Source organism: Pseudomonas sp. KnCO4 (genome assembly GCF_045344305.1).
Taxonomy (GTDB): Bacteria; Pseudomonadota; Gammaproteobacteria; order Pseudomonadales; family Pseudomonadaceae; genus Aquipseudomonas; species Aquipseudomonas anuradhapurensis.
Genome location: NZ_CP174199.1, coordinates 4,467,506 through 4,485,805, shown reverse-complemented (window position 1 = coordinate 4,485,805; position 18,300 = coordinate 4,467,506). Strand labels below are relative to the sequence as shown.

At 64.1% G+C, this 18,300-nt stretch carries 14 protein-coding genes; 9 read left to right on the top strand and 5 right to left on the bottom strand.

Annotated features, from left to right (window positions below; translation table 11 throughout):
• The first annotated feature begins 117 nt into the window (after nt 1-117).
• The 9 genes from pcaR to pcaC all read left to right on the top strand — a co-directional run bounded on the left by pcaR (nt 118) and on the right by pcaC (nt 9,872).
• A complete protein-coding gene (gene pcaR / locus ACJA3S_RS20775) occupies nt 118-1,008 on the top strand; it encodes a pca regulon transcriptional regulator PcaR (RefSeq protein ID WP_225931900.1) in 891 nt (296 codons plus the stop codon).
• A gap of 420 nt (nt 1,009-1,428) precedes the next feature.
• Nucleotides 1,429-2,775: an MFS transporter gene (locus ACJA3S_RS20770; protein ID WP_406819842.1), complete on the top strand. Its 1,347-nt coding sequence runs from the start codon at nt 1,429-1,431 to the stop codon at nt 2,773-2,775.
• A 228-nt stretch (nt 2,776-3,003) separates the two neighbouring features.
• Nucleotides 3,004-3,864, top strand: a complete 861-nt coding sequence (locus ACJA3S_RS20765) for a CoA transferase subunit A (RefSeq protein WP_296234066.1) — start codon at nt 3,004-3,006, stop codon at nt 3,862-3,864.
• Nucleotides 3,861-4,640, top strand: coding sequence for a CoA-transferase subunit beta (locus ACJA3S_RS20760; RefSeq protein ID WP_406819841.1), 780 nt, complete (start codon nt 3,861-3,863; stop codon nt 4,638-4,640). Before ACJA3S_RS20765 ends, ACJA3S_RS20760 begins: the two co-directional genes overlap by 4 nt.
• Nucleotides 4,637-5,842, top strand: coding sequence for a 3-oxoadipyl-CoA thiolase (pcaF, locus tag ACJA3S_RS20755; RefSeq protein ID WP_406822285.1), 1,206 nt, complete (start codon nt 4,637-4,639; stop codon nt 5,840-5,842). Before ACJA3S_RS20760 ends, pcaF begins: the two co-directional genes overlap by 4 nt.
• A gap of 172 nt (nt 5,843-6,014) precedes the next feature.
• Nucleotides 6,015-7,304, top strand: a complete 1,290-nt coding sequence (locus tag ACJA3S_RS20750) for an MFS family transporter (RefSeq protein WP_406819840.1) — start codon at nt 6,015-6,017, stop codon at nt 7,302-7,304.
• A 9-nt stretch (nt 7,305-7,313) separates the two neighbouring features.
• Nucleotides 7,314-8,666, top strand: a complete 1,353-nt coding sequence (locus ACJA3S_RS20745) for a 3-carboxy-cis,cis-muconate cycloisomerase (RefSeq protein ID WP_406819839.1) — start codon at nt 7,314-7,316, stop codon at nt 8,664-8,666.
• Nucleotides 8,667-8,677: 11 nt separating this feature from the next.
• Nucleotides 8,678-9,469, top strand: a complete 792-nt coding sequence (pcaD, locus tag ACJA3S_RS20740) for a 3-oxoadipate enol-lactonase (protein ID WP_406819838.1) — start codon at nt 8,678-8,680, stop codon at nt 9,467-9,469.
• Between the two features lie 10 nt (nt 9,470-9,479).
• Nucleotides 9,480-9,872, top strand: coding sequence for a 4-carboxymuconolactone decarboxylase (gene pcaC, locus ACJA3S_RS20735; RefSeq protein WP_406819837.1), 393 nt, complete (start codon nt 9,480-9,482; stop codon nt 9,870-9,872).
• 199 nt (nt 9,873-10,071) lie between these two features.
• Here the strand turns inward: pcaC and ACJA3S_RS20730 are convergent, their stop codons facing one another.
• From ACJA3S_RS20730 to ttgA, 5 genes are all read right to left on the bottom strand, one after another.
• The gene (locus ACJA3S_RS20730) at nt 10,072-10,584 is read right to left on the bottom strand and encodes a DUF962 domain-containing protein (protein ID WP_406819836.1); all 513 of its coding nucleotides are present in this window, start codon (nt 10,582-10,584) and stop codon (nt 10,072-10,074) included.
• A 200-nt stretch (nt 10,585-10,784) separates the two neighbouring features.
• Entirely contained in the window at nt 10,785-11,990 is a 1,206-nt protein-coding gene (locus ACJA3S_RS20725; RefSeq protein WP_406822284.1) for an OprD family porin, read from the bottom strand.
• Between the two features lie 406 nt (nt 11,991-12,396).
• Nucleotides 12,397-13,851 carry an AdeC/AdeK/OprM family multidrug efflux complex outer membrane factor gene (locus ACJA3S_RS20720; RefSeq protein WP_406819835.1) on the bottom strand — a complete coding sequence of 485 codons (1,455 nt, stop codon included), beginning with the start codon at nt 13,849-13,851 and terminating at the stop codon, nt 12,397-12,399.
• Nucleotides 13,848-17,000 (bottom strand): multidrug efflux RND transporter permease subunit TtgB, encoded by a 3,153-nt coding sequence (gene ttgB, locus ACJA3S_RS20715; RefSeq protein ID WP_406819834.1) that lies wholly within the window; start codon nt 16,998-17,000, stop codon nt 13,848-13,850. The genes ACJA3S_RS20720 and ttgB overlap by 4 nt, the downstream gene beginning before the upstream one ends.
• 3 nt (nt 17,001-17,003) lie before the next feature.
• Nucleotides 17,004-18,158 carry a toluene efflux RND transporter periplasmic adaptor subunit TtgA gene (ttgA, locus tag ACJA3S_RS20710; RefSeq protein ID WP_406819833.1) on the bottom strand — a complete coding sequence of 385 codons (1,155 nt, stop codon included), beginning with the start codon at nt 18,156-18,158 and terminating at the stop codon, nt 17,004-17,006.
• Between the last annotated feature and the right edge of the window lie 142 nt (nt 18,159-18,300).

The following is an 18,300-nucleotide window of genomic DNA, read 5'->3' as shown; positions in this document are numbered from 1 at the left end:
CTCCAAAGAAGCCACAAGTGGCCTGAGAAAGGTATAAGCAAAAGTGTCAGCGGTCAATTGCGATTATCGGCCGTTTGTTCGATAATCGCACGAGCTGGCGATTTTTTGAGGTATGCAATGAGCGACGAAACCCTGGCCAACGATTCCGTCAATCCAGAGTCGGCCACTCCAGAGCAGGCACGATCTGTCTCGACAGCCCTGGCTCCGCCGATCGTGGCTTCCCCGGCCAAGCGCATCCAGGCCTTTACCGGTGACCCGGACTTCATGACCTCCCTGGCCCGTGGCCTGGCTGTGATCCAGGCCTTCCAGGAGCGCAAGCGCCACCTGACCATCGCCCAGATCAGCCACCGCACCGAAATTCCCCGGGCTGCGGTGCGCCGTTGCCTGCATACGCTGATCAAGCTGGGTTATGCCACCACCGACGGGCGTACCTATTCGCTGTTACCCAAGGTGTTGACGCTGGGGCATGCATACCTGTCATCGACGCCGCTGGCGATTTCTGCCCAGCCTTATCTGGACCGCATCAGCGACCAATTGCACGAGGCGGCCAACATGGCCACCCTCGAAGGTGACGATATTCTTTATATAGCCCGCTCAGCCACGGTGGAGCGGCTGATTTCGGTCGATCTGTCGGTGGGTGGGCGCTTGCCGGCCTACTGCACCTCGATGGGGCGCATCCTGCTGGCGGCGATGGACGATACCAGCCTGCGCGAGTACCTCGAGCGCGCCGACCTGAAGGCGCGCACCAGCCGTACCTTGCACGACCCTGAGTCGCTGTTCGCTTGTATCCAGCAGGTACGCGCCCAGGGCTGGTGCGTGGTCGACCAGGAGCTGGAGCAGGGCCTGCGCTCGATAGCGGTACCGGTGTATGACGCTTCGGGGCAAGTGTTGGCGGCGTTGAACGTGAGCACGCATGTGGGGCGGGTGACGCGCAGCGAGCTGGAGCAGCGCTTCCTGCCGATTCTGCTGGCGGCCAGCCGCGACCTTTGCCACCAATTGTTTGGTTGAGCCCGCTGCGGGCGCTTTGCGCCCGGCCCGCCGGCAAGTCGGGCTCCGACAGGTCAGTGCCAGCCCGGTATCGCGCGACAACCTGTGGGAGCCGCGCGATTGCGACGCAAAACGGCCGCTTTCAAATTTAGAACAGGCAAAACCCTTTCCTGTGCGATAAACGCACAGTGTCGTTCGCGGCGAATTGCTTCACCTCCGCCCGCTGATTAATGTCTCTCGCAGCGGTCGGCCGTGCTGACCGAACAAGAAAAATACAAGAGGCACTTAGCAATGAATACTGTCCCTTCGCTGGCGCGGCCGCACCCGCGCGCAGTCCCGTTGTATCCAGGCTGACGCAAGCCGCTTTCTCGCATTGATTGCCTTCTGTGCCGGTTTACCGTGTGCAGTGGCGTGGCTGTGCCCTCATTCTGGATAACAATAATGAACCAAGTGCAATCCAACGTCGGCAAAAGCCTCGACGTCCAGTCGTTCATCAACCAGCAGCCGCTGTCCCGCTATCAATGGCGGGTGGTGCTGCTGTGCTTCCTGATCGTCTTCCTCGATGGCCTGGACACCGCGGCCATGGGCTTCATCGCCCCGGCCCTGTCGCAGGAATGGGGGATCGACCGGGCCAGCCTCGGCCCGGTCATGAGTGCCGCATTGATCGGCATGGTGTTCGGCGCCCTGGGCTCCGGCCCGCTGGCCGATCGGTTTGGCCGCAAGGGCGTACTGGTCGGGGCGGTGCTGGTGTTTGGCGGCTTCAGCCTGGCATCGGCCTACGCCACCAATGTCGACCAGTTGCTGGTGCTGCGTTTCCTCACCGGCCTGGGCCTTGGCGCAGGCATGCCCAACGCCACCACGCTGCTTTCCGAATACACGCCCGAGCGTCTCAAGTCGCTGCTGGTAACCAGCATGTTCTGCGGCTTCAACCTCGGCATGGCCGGTGGTGGCTTCATTTCCGCCAAGATGATCCCGGCCTACGGTTGGCATAGCCTGCTGGTGATCGGTGGTGTGCTGCCGTTGCTGCTGGCGCTGGTGCTCATGGCCTGGCTGCCGGAGTCGGCGCGGTTCCTGGTGGTGCGCAACCGCGGCACCGACAAGGTGCGCAAGACCTTGTCGCCGATCGCCCCGCAGGTGGTGGCCGAGGCGGGCAGCTTCAGCGTGCCGGAACAAAAGGCGGTGGCCGCACGCAACGTGTTTGCGGTGATCTTCTCCGGCACCTATGGCCTGGGCACGCTGCTGTTGTGGCTGACCTACTTCATGGGCCTGGTCATCGTCTATCTGCTGACCAGCTGGTTGCCGACGCTGATGCGCGACAGCGGCGCGAGCATGGAGCAGGCTGCTTTCATCGGCGCGCTGTTCCAGTTCGGTGGCGTGCTTAGCGCGGTCGGTGTGGGTTGGGCCATGGACCGCTTCAACCCGCACAAGGTGATCGGCATTTTCTATCTGCTGGCTGGGGTGTTCGCCTACGCCGTGGGGCAGAGCCTGGGCAACATCACCCTATTGGCTACCCTGGTGCTGGTTGCCGGCATGTGTGTGAACGGGGCGCAGTCGGCCATGCCGTCGCTGGCGGCGCGCTTCTACCCGACGCAGGGCCGGGCCACGGGGGTTTCGTGGATGCTGGGCATCGGCCGTTTCGGGGCGATTCTCGGGGCCTGGAGTGGCGCGACGCTGCTGGGCCTGGGCTGGAGTTTCGAGCAGGTGCTGACGGCACTGCTGGTACCGGCAGGGCTGGCGACCATTGGTGTGGTCGTGAAAGGGTTGGTGAGCCACGCTGACGCGACCTGATGTGACGGCCTTGTCGCCGGCAAACCGGCTCCCACACGAGTGCGCCGACCGCCGTACCTGTGGCAGTTGGCTTGCCGGCGATGGGGCCGCTACTGGTAACGAAAGGAGATAGGTAGGGATGCAATAATTGGTTCGATAATCGCACAAATAGTCGATTATCGGATTGTCAGCCCCCCGCGAGCCTCCTTAACCTGAGCTTACCGAAGCATCCTGACCAGGAGTCTCCAAATGGCCGCAATTCTCTCGCTTCACGAAGCCGTGAAGCAGTTCATCCAGGATGGCGATACCGTCGCCCTGGAAGGTTTCACCCACCTGATCCCGACTGCCGCAGGCCACGAAATCATCCGCCAGGGCAAGCGCGACCTGACCCTGGTGCGCATGACCCCCGACCTGATCTACGACCAGCTGATCGGTGCCGGTTGCGCCAGCAAGCTGATCTTCTCCTGGGGCGGCAACCCGGGTGTCGGCTCGCTGCACCGCCTGCGGGATGCCGTCGAAAAGCAATGGCCGCACGCTATCGAGATCGAAGAGCATAGCCATGCCGACCTGGCCAACGCCTACGTTGCGGGGGCCTCGGGCCTGCCATTCGCGGTGCTGCGTGCCTACGCCGGTTCCGACCTGCCGAAAGTCAACCCGCTGATCAAGAGCGTGACCTGCCCGTTCACCGGTGAAGTGCTGGCTGCGGTGCCGTCGGTGCGCCCGGACGTGACCGTGATCCACGCGCAGAAGGCGGACCGCAAGGGCAACGTGCTGCTGTGGGGGATTCTCGGTGTGCAGAAGGAGGCTGCCTTGGCCGCCAAGCGTTGCATCGTCACCGTCGAGGAAATCGTCGACGACCTGCAGGCACCGATGAACGCCTGCGTGCTACCGACCTGGGCCTTGAGCGCGGTGTGCCTGGTGCCGGGTGGCGCACACCCGTCCTACGCTCACGGCTACTACGAACGTGACAACCGTTTCTACCAGGCCTGGGACCCGATCGCGCGCAACCGCGAAACGTTCACCGCCTGGATCGACACCTACATCCGCGGCACTGCCGATTTCAACGAATTCAAGGCCAGGCTGGCCAGCACTGCGGAGGCCGCACAATGAGCTACTCCACTTCCGAAATGATGACCGTCGCCGCAGCCCGGCGCCTGCGCAATGGTGCAGTGTGCTTCGTTGGCATCGGCCTGCCGTCCAAGGCCGCCAACCTGGCGCGCCTGACCTCGTCGCCTGACGTGGTGCTGATCTACGAGTCCGGCCCGATCGGCGCCAAGCCAAGCGTGCTGCCGCTGTCGATCGGCGACGGCGAGCTGGCCGAGACCGCCGATACCGTGGTGCCGACCGGCGAGATCTTCCGCTACTGGCTGCAAGGCGGCCGCATCGATGTCGGTTTCTTGGGCGCCGCGCAGGTCGACCGCTTCGGCAACATCAATACCACCGTGGTCGGTGACTACCACACCCCGAAAACCCGCCTGCCGGGTGCCGGCGGCGCACCGGAGATCGCCGGTTCCGCCAAGCAGGTGCTGATCATCCTCAAGCAATCTCCGCGTGCCTTCGTCGACAAGCTGGATTTCATCACCTCGGTCGGCCACGGTGAAGGCGGCGACTCGCGCAAGCGTCTGGGCCTGCCAGGCGACGGCCCGGTCGGCATCATCACCGACCTGTGCATCATGGAGCCGGAAGCCGGCACCAACGAATTCGTGGTCACCGCCATCCACCCAGGTGTGAGCCGTGAGCAGATCATCGCTGCCACTGGCTGGGCGATCCGCTTTGCCGACGCTGTGCAGACCACCGCCGAACCCACCGAAGTCGAGCTGTCCGCCCTGCGCGACCTCGAAGCCCGTACCGCCGCGGCGCATGGCCAGGCGGCAGGAGAAGCCTGATGCGCGACGTATTCATCTGTGATGCCATTCGTACCCCTATCGGCCGCTTCGGTGGCGCGCTGGCTGGCGTGCGTGCCGATGACCTGGCCGCCGTGCCGCTGAAGGCGCTGATCGAGCGCAACCCGAGCGTGCAATGGGAACAGCTCGACGAAGTGTTCTTCGGCTGCGCCAACCAGGCCGGTGAAGACAACCGCAACGTGGCACGCATGGCCCTGTTGCTGGCCGGCCTGCCGCCGAGCATCCCCGGCGTCACCCTGAACCGCCTGTGCGCGTCGGGCATGGATGCCATCGGCACCGCCTTCCGCGCCATCGCCAGCGGTGAAATGGAGCTGGCGATTGCCGGCGGTGTCGAGTCGATGTCGCGTGCCCCGTTCGTCATGGGCAAGGCCGAGAGCGGCTACTCGCGCAACATGAAGCTTGAAGACACCACCATTGGCTGGCGTTTCGTCAACCCGCTGATGAAGAGCCAGTACGGTGTGGATTCGATGCCGGAAACCGCCGACAACGTGGCTGACGATTACCAGGTCTCGCGCGCCGACCAGGACGCCTTCGCCCTGCGCAGCCAGCACAAGGCTGCCGCTGCCCAGGCCGCCGGGTTCTTTGCCGAAGAGATCGTGCCGGTGCGTATCGCCCACAAGAAAGGCGAAACCGTCGTCGAGCATGATGAGCACCTGCGCCCGGAGACGACCCTGGAAGCCCTGGCCCGGCTCAAACCGGTCAACGGCCCGGACAAGACCGTCACCGCCGGCAACGCTTCGGGCGTGAATGACGGCGCTGCGGCGCTGATCCTGGCCTCGGCCGAAGCGGTGCAGAAGCACGGCCTGACCCCACGTGCCCGGGTCCTGGGCATGGCCAGCGCCGGGGTCGCGCCGCGGGTGATGGGCATTGGCCCGGTGCCCGCGGTGCGCAAGCTGACCGAGCGCCTGGGGCTGGCAGTGCAGGATTTCGATGTGATCGAGCTTAACGAAGCCTTTGCCAGCCAGGGTCTGGCAGTGCTGCGTGAACTGGGCGTGGCCGACGATGCGCCACAAGTGAACCCCAACGGTGGCGCGATCGCCCTGGGCCACCCGCTGGGCATGAGCGGTGCGCGCCTGGTGCTGACGGCGCTGCACCAGCTGGAGAAGAGCGGTGGGCGCAAAGGCCTGGCGACCATGTGTGTGGGCGTTGGGCAAGGGTTGGCGTTGGCCATCGAACGGTTTTGACCTGTACCGGCTTCTTCGCGGACATGCCCGCCCTCACAGGGGACCACGCCTCCTGCTGTGGGGGCGGGCCTGTTGGCGAGGAGGCCGAACCTTAGACACAAGGCCAAGGCGGAACGAGCGTGTTACCAGGTGTGTCTAGAATTACCTGCGACCCTCCAGGAGTGAACTCACCATGACTTCAACCTATTACACCGGCGAAGAACGCAGCAAACGCATCTTCGCTATCGTTGGTGCCTCGTCAGGCAACCTGGTGGAATGGTTCGACTTCTACGTCTACGCCTTCTGCGCCATCTACTTTGCCCCGGCTTTCTTTCCCTCCGACGACCCTACCGTGCAGTTGCTGAACACGGCGGGCGTGTTTGCCGCAGGCTTTCTGATGCGCCCCATTGGTGGCTGGATCTTCGGCCGCCTCGCTGACCGTCATGGGCGCAAGAATTCGCTGATGATCTCGGTGCTGATGATGTGCTTCGGCTCGCTGATGATCGCCTGCCTGCCCACCTATGCCAGCATCGGCACCTGGGCCCCGGCATTGCTGTTGCTGGCGCGCCTGATCCAGGGCCTGTCGGTAGGCGGCGAATATGGCACCACCGCCACCTACATGAGCGAAGTGGCCCTGCGCGGCCAGCGCGGTTTCTTCGCCTCGTTCCAGTACGTCACCCTGATCGGCGGCCAGTTGCTGGCGGTGCTGGTGGTGGTGATCCTGCAGCAGTTGCTCACCGAGGACGAGCTGCGCGCCTGGGGCTGGCGCATCCCGTTCGTGGTGGGTGCCATCGCCGCGCTGATCTCGCTGATGCTGCGTCGCTCGCTGCACGAGACCAGCAGCGCCGAAGTCCGTCAGAGCAAGGAGGCCGGCACCATCAAGGGCCTGTTCAGCAACCACGCGGCAGCCTTCATCACCGTGCTTGGCTATACCGCCGGTGGCTCGCTGATCTTCTACACCTTCACCACCTACATGCAGAAATACCTGGTCAACACCGCCGGCATGACGGCGAAGAACGCCAGCTACGTGATGACCGGTGCGCTGTTCCTGTTCATGGTGCTGCAGCCGTTCTTCGGCATGCTCTCCGACCGTATCGGCCGGCGCAATTCGATGCTGCTGTTCGGCGCCCTGGGCACATTGTTCACGGTGCCGCTGCTGATGGCGTTGAAAACCGTGACTAGCCCGTTCATGGCCTTCGTGCTGATTACCCTGGCGCTGTGTATCGTCAGTTTCTACACCTCGATCAGCGGCCTGGTGAAGGCCGAGATGTTCCCGCCGCAGGTGCGCGCGTTGGGTGTGGGCCTGGCCTATGCGGTGGCCAACGCGGCGTTCGGCGGTTCGGCCGAATACGTGGCCCTGGGCCTGAAGTCCCTGGGCATGGAAAACACTTTCTACTGGTACGTGACGGCGATGATGGCGATAGCCTTCCTGTTCAGCCTGCGCCTGCCGAGGCAGGCGGCGTACCTGCACCACGATGATTAAGGACGTGGCATGACCAACCAACTGTTCGACGCCTACTTCACCGCGCCGGCCATGCGCGAGATATTCTCCGACCGCGGCCGGCTGCAAGGCATGCTCGATTTCGAAGCGGCGCTGGCCCGTGCCGAGGCTGCGGCCGGGCTGGTCCCGCACAGCGCCGTCGCCGCCATCGAGGCGGCCTGCCACGCCGAACGCTATGACGTGCGCGCGCTGGCCGACGCGATTGCCAGCGCTGGCAACTCGGCCATCCCGCTGGTGAAGGCGTTGGGCAAGGTGATCGCCAGTGGCGTGCCCGAGGCCGAGCGCTACGTACACCTTGGTGCCACCAGCCAGGATGCGATGGATACCGGCCTGGTCCTGCAGCTGCGCGCAGCCCTCGAGCTGATCGAGGCCGATCTGGCCAGGCTGGCCGATACCCTGTCGCGCCAGGCCTTGCAGCACGCCGATACGCCGCTGGTGGGGCGCACCTGGCTGCAGCACGCCACCCCGGTGACCCTGGGTATGAAACTGGCGGGTGTGCTGGGCGCCTTGACCCGCCACCGACAACGCCTGCAGGAACTGCGCCCGCGCCTGCTGGTGCTGCAGTTCGGTGGCGCCTCGGGTAGCCTGGCAGCCCTCGGCAGCAAGGCAATGCCGGTGGCCGAAGCCTTGGCCGCTCAGCTCAAGCTGACCTTGCCCGAGCAACCCTGGCATACCCAGCGCGACCGCCTGGTGGAGTTCGCCTCGGTGCTGGGCCTGGTTGCCGGCAGCCTGGGCAAGTTTGGCCGCGATGTCAGCCTGCTGATGCAGACCGAGGCGGGGGAGCTGTTCGAGCCTTCCGCGCCAGGCAAGGGCGGTTCCTCGACCATGCCGCACAAGCGCAACCCGGTGGGTGCCGCTGTGCTGATCGGTGCCGCGACGCGCGTGCCGGGCCTGGTCTCGACGCTGTTTGCCGCCATGCCTCAGGAGCACGAGCGCAGCCTTGGCCTGTGGCATGCCGAGTGGGAAACCCTGCCGGATATCTGCTGCCTGGTCTCCGGTGCATTGCGCCAGGCCCAGGTGATTGCCGAGGGCATGCAAGTGGATGCCGCACGCATGCGCGCCAACCTCGACCTGACCCAGGGGCTGGTACTGGCCGAGGCCGTGAGCATCGTCCTCGCCCAGCGGGTAGGCCGCGACCGCGCCCACCACCTGCTGGAGCAATGCTGCCAGCGCGCCGTGGCCGAGCGGCGTCACTTGCGTGCGGTGCTGGGCGACGAACCACAGGTCAGTGCCGAACTGTCTGGCGAAGAACTCGATCGCCTGCTCGACCCTGCCCATTATTTGGGCCAGGCCCGCGTCTGGGTGGCCCGCGCCGTATCTGAACATCAACGTTTTACTGCCTGAAGGAGACCGCTGTGGCGCACTTGCAACTGGCCGATGGCGTTTTGAATTACCAGCTCGATGGCCCGGAAAACGCCCCGGTGCTGGTCCTGTCCAACTCGTTGGGCACCGACCTGGGCATGTGGGACACGCAGATCCCGCTGTGGAGCCAGCACCTGCGGGTGCTGCGCTATGACACCCGTGGCCACGGCGCATCGTTGGTCACGCAAGGCCCCTACACCATCGCACAGCTGGGCCGAGACGTATTGGCCCTGCTCGACGGCCTGGACATCGCCAAGGCGCACTTCGTCGGCCTGTCGATGGGCGGCCTGATCGGCCAGTGGCTGGGCATCCATGCCGGCCAGCGCCTGCGCAGCCTGACGCTGTGCAACACCGCCGCCAAGATTGCCAACGACGAGGTGTGGAACAGCCGGATCGACACCGTGCTCAAGGGTGGCCAGCAGGCCATGGTCGACCTGCGCGACGCCTCCATCGCCCGCTGGTTCACCCCGCGGTTTGCCCAGGCCCAACCAGCCCAGGCCCAGCGCATCTGCCAGATGCTCGCGCAGACCAGCCCGCAAGGGTATGCCAGCAACTGCGCGGCGGTGCGCGATGCCGACTACCGCGAGCAACTGGGCCGTATCCAGGTACCGACGCTGATCGTGGCCGGTACCGAAGATGTGGTGACCACGCCGGAACATGGCCGCTTCATGCAGGCCGCGATCAACGGTGCCGAGTACATCGACTTCCCGGCTGCGCACCTGTCCAATGTCGAGGTTGGCGAGCCGTTCAGCCGCCGCGTGCTCGACTTCCTGCTGGCTCATTGAGGATATCGGCATGGACGAGAAACAACGTTACGATGCCGGCATGCAGGTACGCCGGGCAGTGCTTGGCGATGCCCATGTGGACCGCAGCCTGGACAAGCTCAACGAGTTCAACGGCGAGTTCCAGGAAATGATCACCCGCCACGCCTGGGGTGACATCTGGACCCGCCCGGGCCTGCCGCGCCACACGCGCAGCCTGATCACCATCGCCATGCTGATCGGCATGAATCGCAACGACGAGTTGAAGCTGCACTTGCGTGCGGCAGCCAACAACGGCGTGACCCGCGATGAAATCAAGGAAGTGCTGATGCAGAGCGCGATCTATTGCGGCATTCCGGCGGCCAATGCCACCTTCCACCTGGCCGAGTCGGTGTGGGATGAGCTAGGGGTGGAATCACGCAGTTGACTCCGGCGCGGTTGAGCTGCGCCCCTGATATTGGGTACCTGTTCATCATCTGCGGCGCAGCTCAGGGATCTGTAGGAGCGGCCTTGCGTCGCGATGGGCCGCGAAGCGGCCCCGGCAGTATTGGCTGCGAAACTGGGATGCGGTTGCGAAGCTGAAATCCGGGGGCCGCTTCGCGGCCCATCGCGACGCAAGGCCGCTCCTACAACGGGCGCGCCACAACCGGGCCGGCGTTTCGCTCGACGGCCTGCTTCAGGGCCGGGCACAGGCCCAGCATGAACGCTGCTTCCGCCACCACGAACAGCGGCCCGATGATCAGGCCGCTGATGTCGTCGACAAATGCCGGTTTGCGGCCTTCGTAGTAGTGCCCGACGAACTGGATGATCCAGCCCACCACGAACGCCGCCAGACCACTGCCAAGCCAGAGTGCCGTGGACTGTACCGCCAGCACCTGGCCGACCCACAGGCAAAGCCCCAGCAACACGCCCATTACCAGCCCGAAGCGCAGGTCCAGGCGCAGGTAGAACCATACCGAAGCCGCCGCTGCCAGCAGTGCCGGGGAGAGCCACATGCCGGCCACGTCCCAGCCTGGGCGTGACAGCAGGATGGTAACTGCCAGTACGATCAAGGGAATGCCCACGAAGTGGGTGGCGATGTTGCGTGGGTCGCGATGGTAGCTGGCGTATTGGCTCAGGTGGTCGACGAGGTTCTTCATGTTGTGCCTCCCTGGTTTGCCGGATCGGGGTGAATTGCCGGCACCGGCCTGTTGTCACAAGGTTCGCTGGCAACCTCGTGGGAGCAGGGTTAGCCGCGAAGCGGCCGGTGCAGCAACCGATATAGCTCAGGATAGACTGCCGCCACTACCATCATCAGCCAGGCGAATGGCAGTGGCCCGCACTGCCGTATCCAGCCTGTTCAAAGCAGGTTCAGCGGGTAACTCACGATCAACCGGTTCTCATCGAACGCGTTGCTGCTGAAGTCCCGGCGCATGGTGGAGTTGCGCCACTTCAGCGACAGGTCCTTGAAACTGCCCGATTGCACCACATAGGCCAGTTCGGTCTCCCGTGCCCATTCCTTGCCGTCGTCCACGGCGCCTGCGCTGACGTTGTCACCCTTGATGTAGCGGTTCATCAGGGTCAGGCCGGGCACGCCGACGGTGGCGAAGTTGAAGTCGTAGCGTAGCTGCCAGGAGCGCTCCTTGGCATTGTCGAAGCTGGAGTTGTAACTGTCGTTGGCCAAGGTGCCGCCACTGGTGCCGTTGACCCGCATCCAGGCGTTGTCGCCGCTGACCTTCTGCAGGCCGACATAGAATGTGTGGCCCTGGTAGCGTGCCGAAAGCAGCGCCGAGGCGGTGCGGTTGTCCAGTTCGCCGGCGCGTTCGGCACCGTCTTCCTTGCCGGTGAAGTAGCCCAGGTTGGCGCCCAGGGTCCAGTCGCCCAGCGGCTGGCTGTGCACCAGGTTGAGGTACTGCTGGCGGTAGATGTCCTTGAGCTGCGCATCCCACAGGCCAATCATGGTGCGCTTGTCGTTGAAGGTGTACTCGCCACCGGCAAAGTTGAAGCGGTCGGAGGTGAACGCCGCCTTGCCGTTCAGCGACATGTCTTCCATGCTGGCGTCGTTGCGCGGGCTGTTGCCGCGGAACTGGCCGGCGTACAGGGTCAGGCCGGCGATTTCCTTCGAGGTCAGCTGGCCACCGCGGAAGGTCTGTGGCAACGAGCGGCCGTCGTCCGAGCGCAGGATCGGCAGTACCGGCATCCATTCGCCGACCTTCAGCTCGGTTTCGGACAGCCTGGCTTTCAGCGCCACGCCCAGGCGGCCGAAGTCATCGGCAGGGCGGCCATCGTCGTGCACTGGCAACAGGTGGGTGTTGGTGGTGCCTTTGCCGCCGTCGAGCTTGACCGAGTACAGGCCCAATACGTCCACGCCGAAACCGACGGTACCCTGGGTGAAACCGGAGCGGGCGTCGAGGATGAAGCTTTGCGTCCATTCCTCGGCCTTGGCCTGCGGGTGGGCCGGGTCGACGAAGTTGCGGTTGATATAGAAGTTGCGCAGGTTGAGGGTGGCCTTGGCGTCTTCCATGAAGCCACCCTCGGCGGCCAACAGCGGGAAGGCGCAGGACATGGCCAACAGGCCTGGCAGTAGCTGGCGTGCGGGTTGCAAAGTGCTCATCTGTCGTCGATCTCTTGTTTTTATGGGCGAGCCGCTGTGCTGCAGGATGCGGCCTGCAGGTGCGGGTCTGTGGGATGAACCGGGGCAACGTTGCGTGGCGAGGATGGTGCGGGGTGGGGCGGGGGGGAGGCAATTCGCCGCAAACGGAAGCGGGCGATAATCGAACGCAATGTTCCGGTTGGTTAATTGTTTTTCCTGTGCAGGCCTCTTCGCGGGCCCGCCCGCTCCCCCAGAATCACCACCGTTTCACAGGCTGTGGTAATCCTGTGGGAGCGGGCGAGCCCGCGAAGAGGCCTGAACAGGCAACAGAAACAAAAAGCCCACCGCGAGGGTGGGCTTGATGCTGTTGCTGTCTCAATCAGCCTTGCGGTGCTTGCACCGAGGCTTGCTGATTGGCCTGCCCGGACTGCTCGTACCAGCCACCGCCAAGCGCCTTGTACAGGTTGACCTCGCTGGTCAGCTGCGAAAGGCGGTCGCCGATCAGGGCCTGCTGGGCGCTGAACAGGTTGCGCTGCGCATCGAGGAAGGTCAGGTTGCTGTCGATACCGATACGGTAGCGGCGTTCGGCCAGGCGATAGTAATCCTGGTTCGCCTGCACCAGGTCGCGTTGCGCCTGCAGCTGCTCTTCGAAGGTCTTGCGCGCCGCCAGGCCATCGGAGACTTCCTGGAAGGCCGTCTGGATGGTTTTCTCGTACTTGGCGACGTTGATGTCCTTCTGGATCTTCGAGTAGTCCAGGCTGGCCTTCAGGCTGCCGGCGTTGAAGATCGGCAGGTTGATCTGCGGCTGGAACAGCCAGGTGCCTTGGCCACCCGAGAACAGGTGACCCATGTCCGGGCTCAGGCTGCCGGCATTGGCGGTCAGGCTGATGCTCGGGAAGAACGCTGCACGGGCGGCGCCGATGTTGGCGTTGGCGGCCTTGAGCAGGTGTTCGGCCTCCTGGATGTCCGGGCGCCGCTGGAGGATGTCCGACGGCAGGCCGGCCGGTACTTCGGCCAGCTGGTCGGCATTGAGCTCCAGTGGCTTGGGCAGGTCGGCGGGGATGCCGGTGCCCAGCAGCACGGTCAGGCTGTTGACGTCCTGGGCGACCAGGCGCTGGTACTGCGAGTACTTGACCCGGGCGCCTTCCACGGCAGTGCGGGCCTGGCTGACATCGAGTGCCGAGGCGACGCCGACTTCATTGCTGCGACGGGTGAGGTTGTAGCTTTCCTCGTAGGTCTTCAGCGTTTCTTCGGTCAGCTTGAACAGCGCCTGGTCGGCCTGCCAGGTGTAGTAGGCATTGGCCACGCTGGCCACCAGGCTGATCTGCGTGGAGCGCCGCGCCTGCTCGCTGGACAGGTAGGTTTCCAGGGCCTGCTCGGTCAGGCTGCGTACGCGGCCGAACAGGTCCAGCTCGTAGGCACTTACGCCGAGGGTGGCCGAGTACTGGCTGCTGATGCCGGCTTCACCGGTTTGCGACATGTTCGCCGGCACCCGTTGGCGGCTGCCACTGCCGTTGGCCGAAACCGCCGGGAACAGGTCGGCCCGCTGGATGCGGTACTGCGCGCGATAGGCGTCGATGTTCAGTGCCGCCACGCGCAGGTCGCGGTTGTTCACCAGCGCGGTCTGGATCAGCTGCTGCAGCGCCGGGTCGTGGAAGAACTGGCGCCAGCCCTGCTCGGCAGCGGCAACGTCCGCCGACTGGGTCGGCGAGTAGGCAGGGCCTTGCGGCCACTGCGCAGCCACCGGCGATTCCGGGGTCTGGTAGTCAGGGATCAGCGAGCAGCCGCCGAGAATGAAAGCGGTTACCGCCAGGGACAACAAAGACTTGGTCATTGCCCAGCCTCATAACGTGGAGTTTCAGGGGTGGCGTCCTGTTCCGGCTGTTTGCTGCCGAACAGCGACGACACTGCGACGAAGAACAGCGGTACCCAGAAGATAGCCAGTACGGTCGCACTGATCATGCCGCCGATCACACCGGTGCCGATGGCGTGCTGGCTGCCGGCGCCGGCGCCACTGGCGATGGTCAACGGTACCACGCCGAGGATGAACGCCAGCGAGGTCATGATGATCGGGCGCAGACGCATGCGGCATGCCTCGATCGCAGCGTCGTACAGGCTGCGGCCTTGTTCGTGCAATTCCTTGGCGAATTCGACGATCAGAATGGCGTTTTTCGCCGCCAGGCCGATGGTGGTCAACAGGCCGACCAGGAAGTACACGTCGTTGGACAACCCGCGCAGGCTGGTGGCGATCAGTGCACCGATGATGCCCAACGGCACGACCAGCACCACGGCGATCGGGATCGACCAGCTTTCATACAGGGCTGCCAGGCACAGGAACACGAACAGAACCGAAAGGGCGAACAGCGCCGGCATCTGCGAACCGGAGAGCTTTTCCTCGTAGGACATGCCGGTCCACGAGTAGCCGATACCGCTAGGCAGTTCGCCGGCGATGCGCTCGACTTCGGCCATGGCTTCACCGGTACTGTAGCCAGGTGCCGGTGCACCCAGGATTTCCATCGCTTCGACGCCGTTGTAACGCGACAGCTTGGGCGAGCCGTAGGTCCATTCACCCTTGGCGAAGGAGGAGAACGGCACCATTTCGCCGGCGCCATTGCGCACGTACCACTTCTGCAGGTCTTCCGGGCTCATCCGCGCGTTCGGTTCGCCCTGGATGTACACCTTCTTGACCCGGCCACGGTCGATGAAGTCGTTGACGTAGCTGGCACCCAGGGCAATCGACAGGGTGTTGTTGATGTCGGCGATGGTCACGCCCAGGGCGCTGGCACGTTCGTCATCAATGGTCAGCTGGTACTGCGGCTCGTCGTTCAGGCCGTTCGGGCGCACGGCGCTGAGGATCTTGCTCTGCGCGGCCTTGGCCAGGAACTGGTTGCGTGCTTCCATCAGCTTGGCATGGCCGACACCGCCACGGTCCTGCAGGAACACGTCGAAACCGGTGGCGTTACCCAGTTCCAGCACCGCAGGCGGGGCGAAGGCGAACACCATCGCATCGCGGAAGGTGAAGAAATGCTGCTGGGCACGTTGGGCCAGGGCGAACACGCTGTTTTCCTTGGAGCGTTCATCCCACGGCTTGAGCATGATGAATGCCATGCCCGAGCTCTGGCCGCGGCCAGCGAAGTTGAAGCCGTTGACGGTGAACACCGACGCCACGGTGTCGGCTTCGTCCTTCAGCAGGTACTCACGCATCTGGTCGACCACCACCTGGGTGCGTTCGGCACTGGAGCCAGCCGGGGTCTGTACCTGGGCGAACAGCACGCCCTGGTCTTCTTCCGGCAGGAACGCGGTAGGGATGCGGGCGAACAGCCAGATCATGCCGACCACGATCAGGGCGTAGGCCAGCAGGAACGGCGCCTTGTTGCGCAGGATGGTACCCACGCTGCGCTCGTAGCCGGTAACGCTGCGGTCGAAATTGCGGTTGAACCAGCCGAAGAAGCCGCGCTTGGCCACATGGTGCTCGCCCTTCTTCAGCGGCTTGAGCATGGTGGCGCACAGGGCCGGGGTGAAAATCAGCGCTACCAGCACCGACAGGCCCATGGCCGAGACGATGGTGATCGAGAACTGCCGGTAGATCACGCCGGTGGAACCGCCGAAGAACGCCATGGGCAGCAGTACTGCCGACAGCACCAGGGCGATACCCACCAGGGCACCTTGGATCTGCTGCATCGAGCGCTTGGTCGCTTCCTTGGGCGGCAAGCCTTCCTCGGACATCACCCGCTCGACGTTTTCCACCACGACGATGGCATCGTCGACCAGCAAGCCGATGGCCAGCACCATCGCGAACATGGTCAGCGTGTTGATGCTGAAGCCTGCTGCGGCAAGGATGCCGAAGGTACCCAGCAATACCACCGGGACGGTCATGGTGGTGATGATGGTGGCGCGGAAGTTCTGCAGGAACAGGTACATCACCAGGAACACCAGGACCACGGCTTCGATCAGGGTGTGGATCACGCCGCTGATCGACTCGGTGACCACCGGGGTGGTGTCATACGGGAATACCGCTTTCACCCCCGGCGGGAAGAACGGTTCCAGGTCGGCGATGGTCTTGCGCAGGGCCTTGGCGGTGTCCAGGGCGTTGGCACCGGTGGCCAGCTTTACCGCAAGGCCGGAGGCCGGCTTGCCGTTGAACTGGGCGCTGACCGCGTAGTTTTCGCCGCCCAGGCCAACCTGGGCGACATCACCCAGGCGCACCTGCGAGCCGTCGCTGTTGACTTTGAGCAGGATCTTCTCGAACTGCTCGGCAGTCTGCAGGCGGGTCTTGCCGATGATGGTGGCGTTCAGCTGGGTACCCGGCATGGCAGGCAGGCCGCCGAGCTGGCCGGAGGACACCTGCACGTTCTGCGCGGCCACTGCGGTCTTGACGTCGACCGGGGTCAGCTGGAACTTGTTCAGCTTGGCCGGATCGAGCCAGATACGCATGGCGTACTGCGCACCGAACACCTGGAAGTCACCCACACCCGCAGTACGCGAAATCGGGTCCTGCATGTTGGAGACGATGTAGTTGGCCAGGTCGTCCTTGGACATGCTGCCGTCTTCGGACACCAGGCCGATCACCAGCAGGAAGTTCTTCACTGCCTTGGTGACGCGGATACCTTGCTGCTGCACTTCCTGCGGCAGCAGCGGGGTGGCCAGGTTGAGCTTGTTCTGTACCTGCACCTGCGCGGTGTCGGGGTTGGTGCCCTGCTCGAAGGTAGCGGTAATGGTCATGCTGCCGTCGGAGTTGCTTTCCGACGACACATAACGTAGGTGGTCGATACCGTTGAGCTGCTGCTCGATCACCTGTACCACGGTGTCCTGCACGGTTTGCGCCGAGGCGCCCGGGTAGGTCACGGCGATGGCGATGGCCGGCGGCGCGATGCTGGGGTACTGGTTGATCGGCAGCTTCAGGATCGACAAGGCGCCGACCAGCATGATCACCAAGGCGATCACCCAGGCGAAGATCGGGCGATCGATAAAGAACTTCGACATGGTTTACTCCGCTTTGGCGTCTGCTTTCGCCGCGTTGGCCTGATCGGGGCCTGCGGGTTTCTTGACGTTGGTGGCTTCGCTGACCTTGACCTCGACGCCCGGGCGTACGTACTGCAGCCCTTCGGTGATCAGGCGGTCACCGGGGTTCAGGCCTTCCTCGATCAGCCAGTCGCTGCCCAGGGTACGGTTGGCCTTGAGCTGGCGCAGTTCGACCTTGTTCTGCTGGTTGACCACCAGCGCGGTCGGCGCGCCTTTCAGGTCGCGGGTCACGCCCTGTTGCGGCGCCAGGATGGCGTTGGCATTGACCCCGGCCTTGAGCCGCGCATGCACGAACATGCCAGGCAGCAGGGTGTGGTCAGGGTTGGGGAACAGCGCACGCAGGGTGACCGAGCCGGTGGTCTCGTCGACCGCCACTTCGGAGAATTCCAGGCGGCCTTCCTGCTTGAACAGGCTGCCGTCTTCCAGCACCAGCTGCACCGAGGCGGCGTTGTCACCGGCCTTTTGCAACTGGCCGCTTTCCAGGTCACGGCGCAGCTTGAGCAGCTCGGCGGTGGACTGGGTGACGTCGACGTAGATCGGGTCGAGTTGCTGGATGGTCGCCATGGCGTTGGCCTGGCCATTGCTTACCAGCGCACCCTCGGTGACCGCGGAGCGGCCGATACGGCCACTGATCGGTGCCAGCACCTTGGTGTAGCGCAGGTCGATCTGCGCGCTCTTCAGCGAAGCCTCGGCCTGCAATCGTTTGGCATTGGCATCGTCGTATTCCTGTTTGGACACCGCCTGTTCGTCGATCAGCTGCTTGTAGCGTTCGGCCAGCGAGCGGGTGGCCTGCAGGTTGGCCTGGGCATTGGCCAGGTTGGCTTCGTACACGGCAGGGTCGATCTGGTACAGCTGCTGGCCTTCCTTGACTTCGCTGCCTTCCTTGAACAGGCGCTTGAGAATGATGCCATTGACCTGCGGGCGCACTTCGGCGACGCGGTAGGCACTGGTGCGCCCCGGCAGTTCCGAGGTCAGGGTGAAAGCTTGGGGCTGGATGGTCACGACGCCGACCAGAGGAGCCTGCGCCACAGGCGCTGCTTCTTCTTTCTTGCAGCCACTGAGCAGGGATGCCAGGGCGACGGCGGAAACCAGAGCGGTAACGGCTGGCTTGAATTGCATGAGGATCCTCGGGTCGCTGGAGCAGGGAGACGCTCAAGAGTAATGGAAGAATCTTGATCTGGAAAAATTGCTATCCGGTGGATAAATAGCTTGCTAAGGAATATACTTACATTCATGGTTGTTTGTAAATACCGCTGGGTTG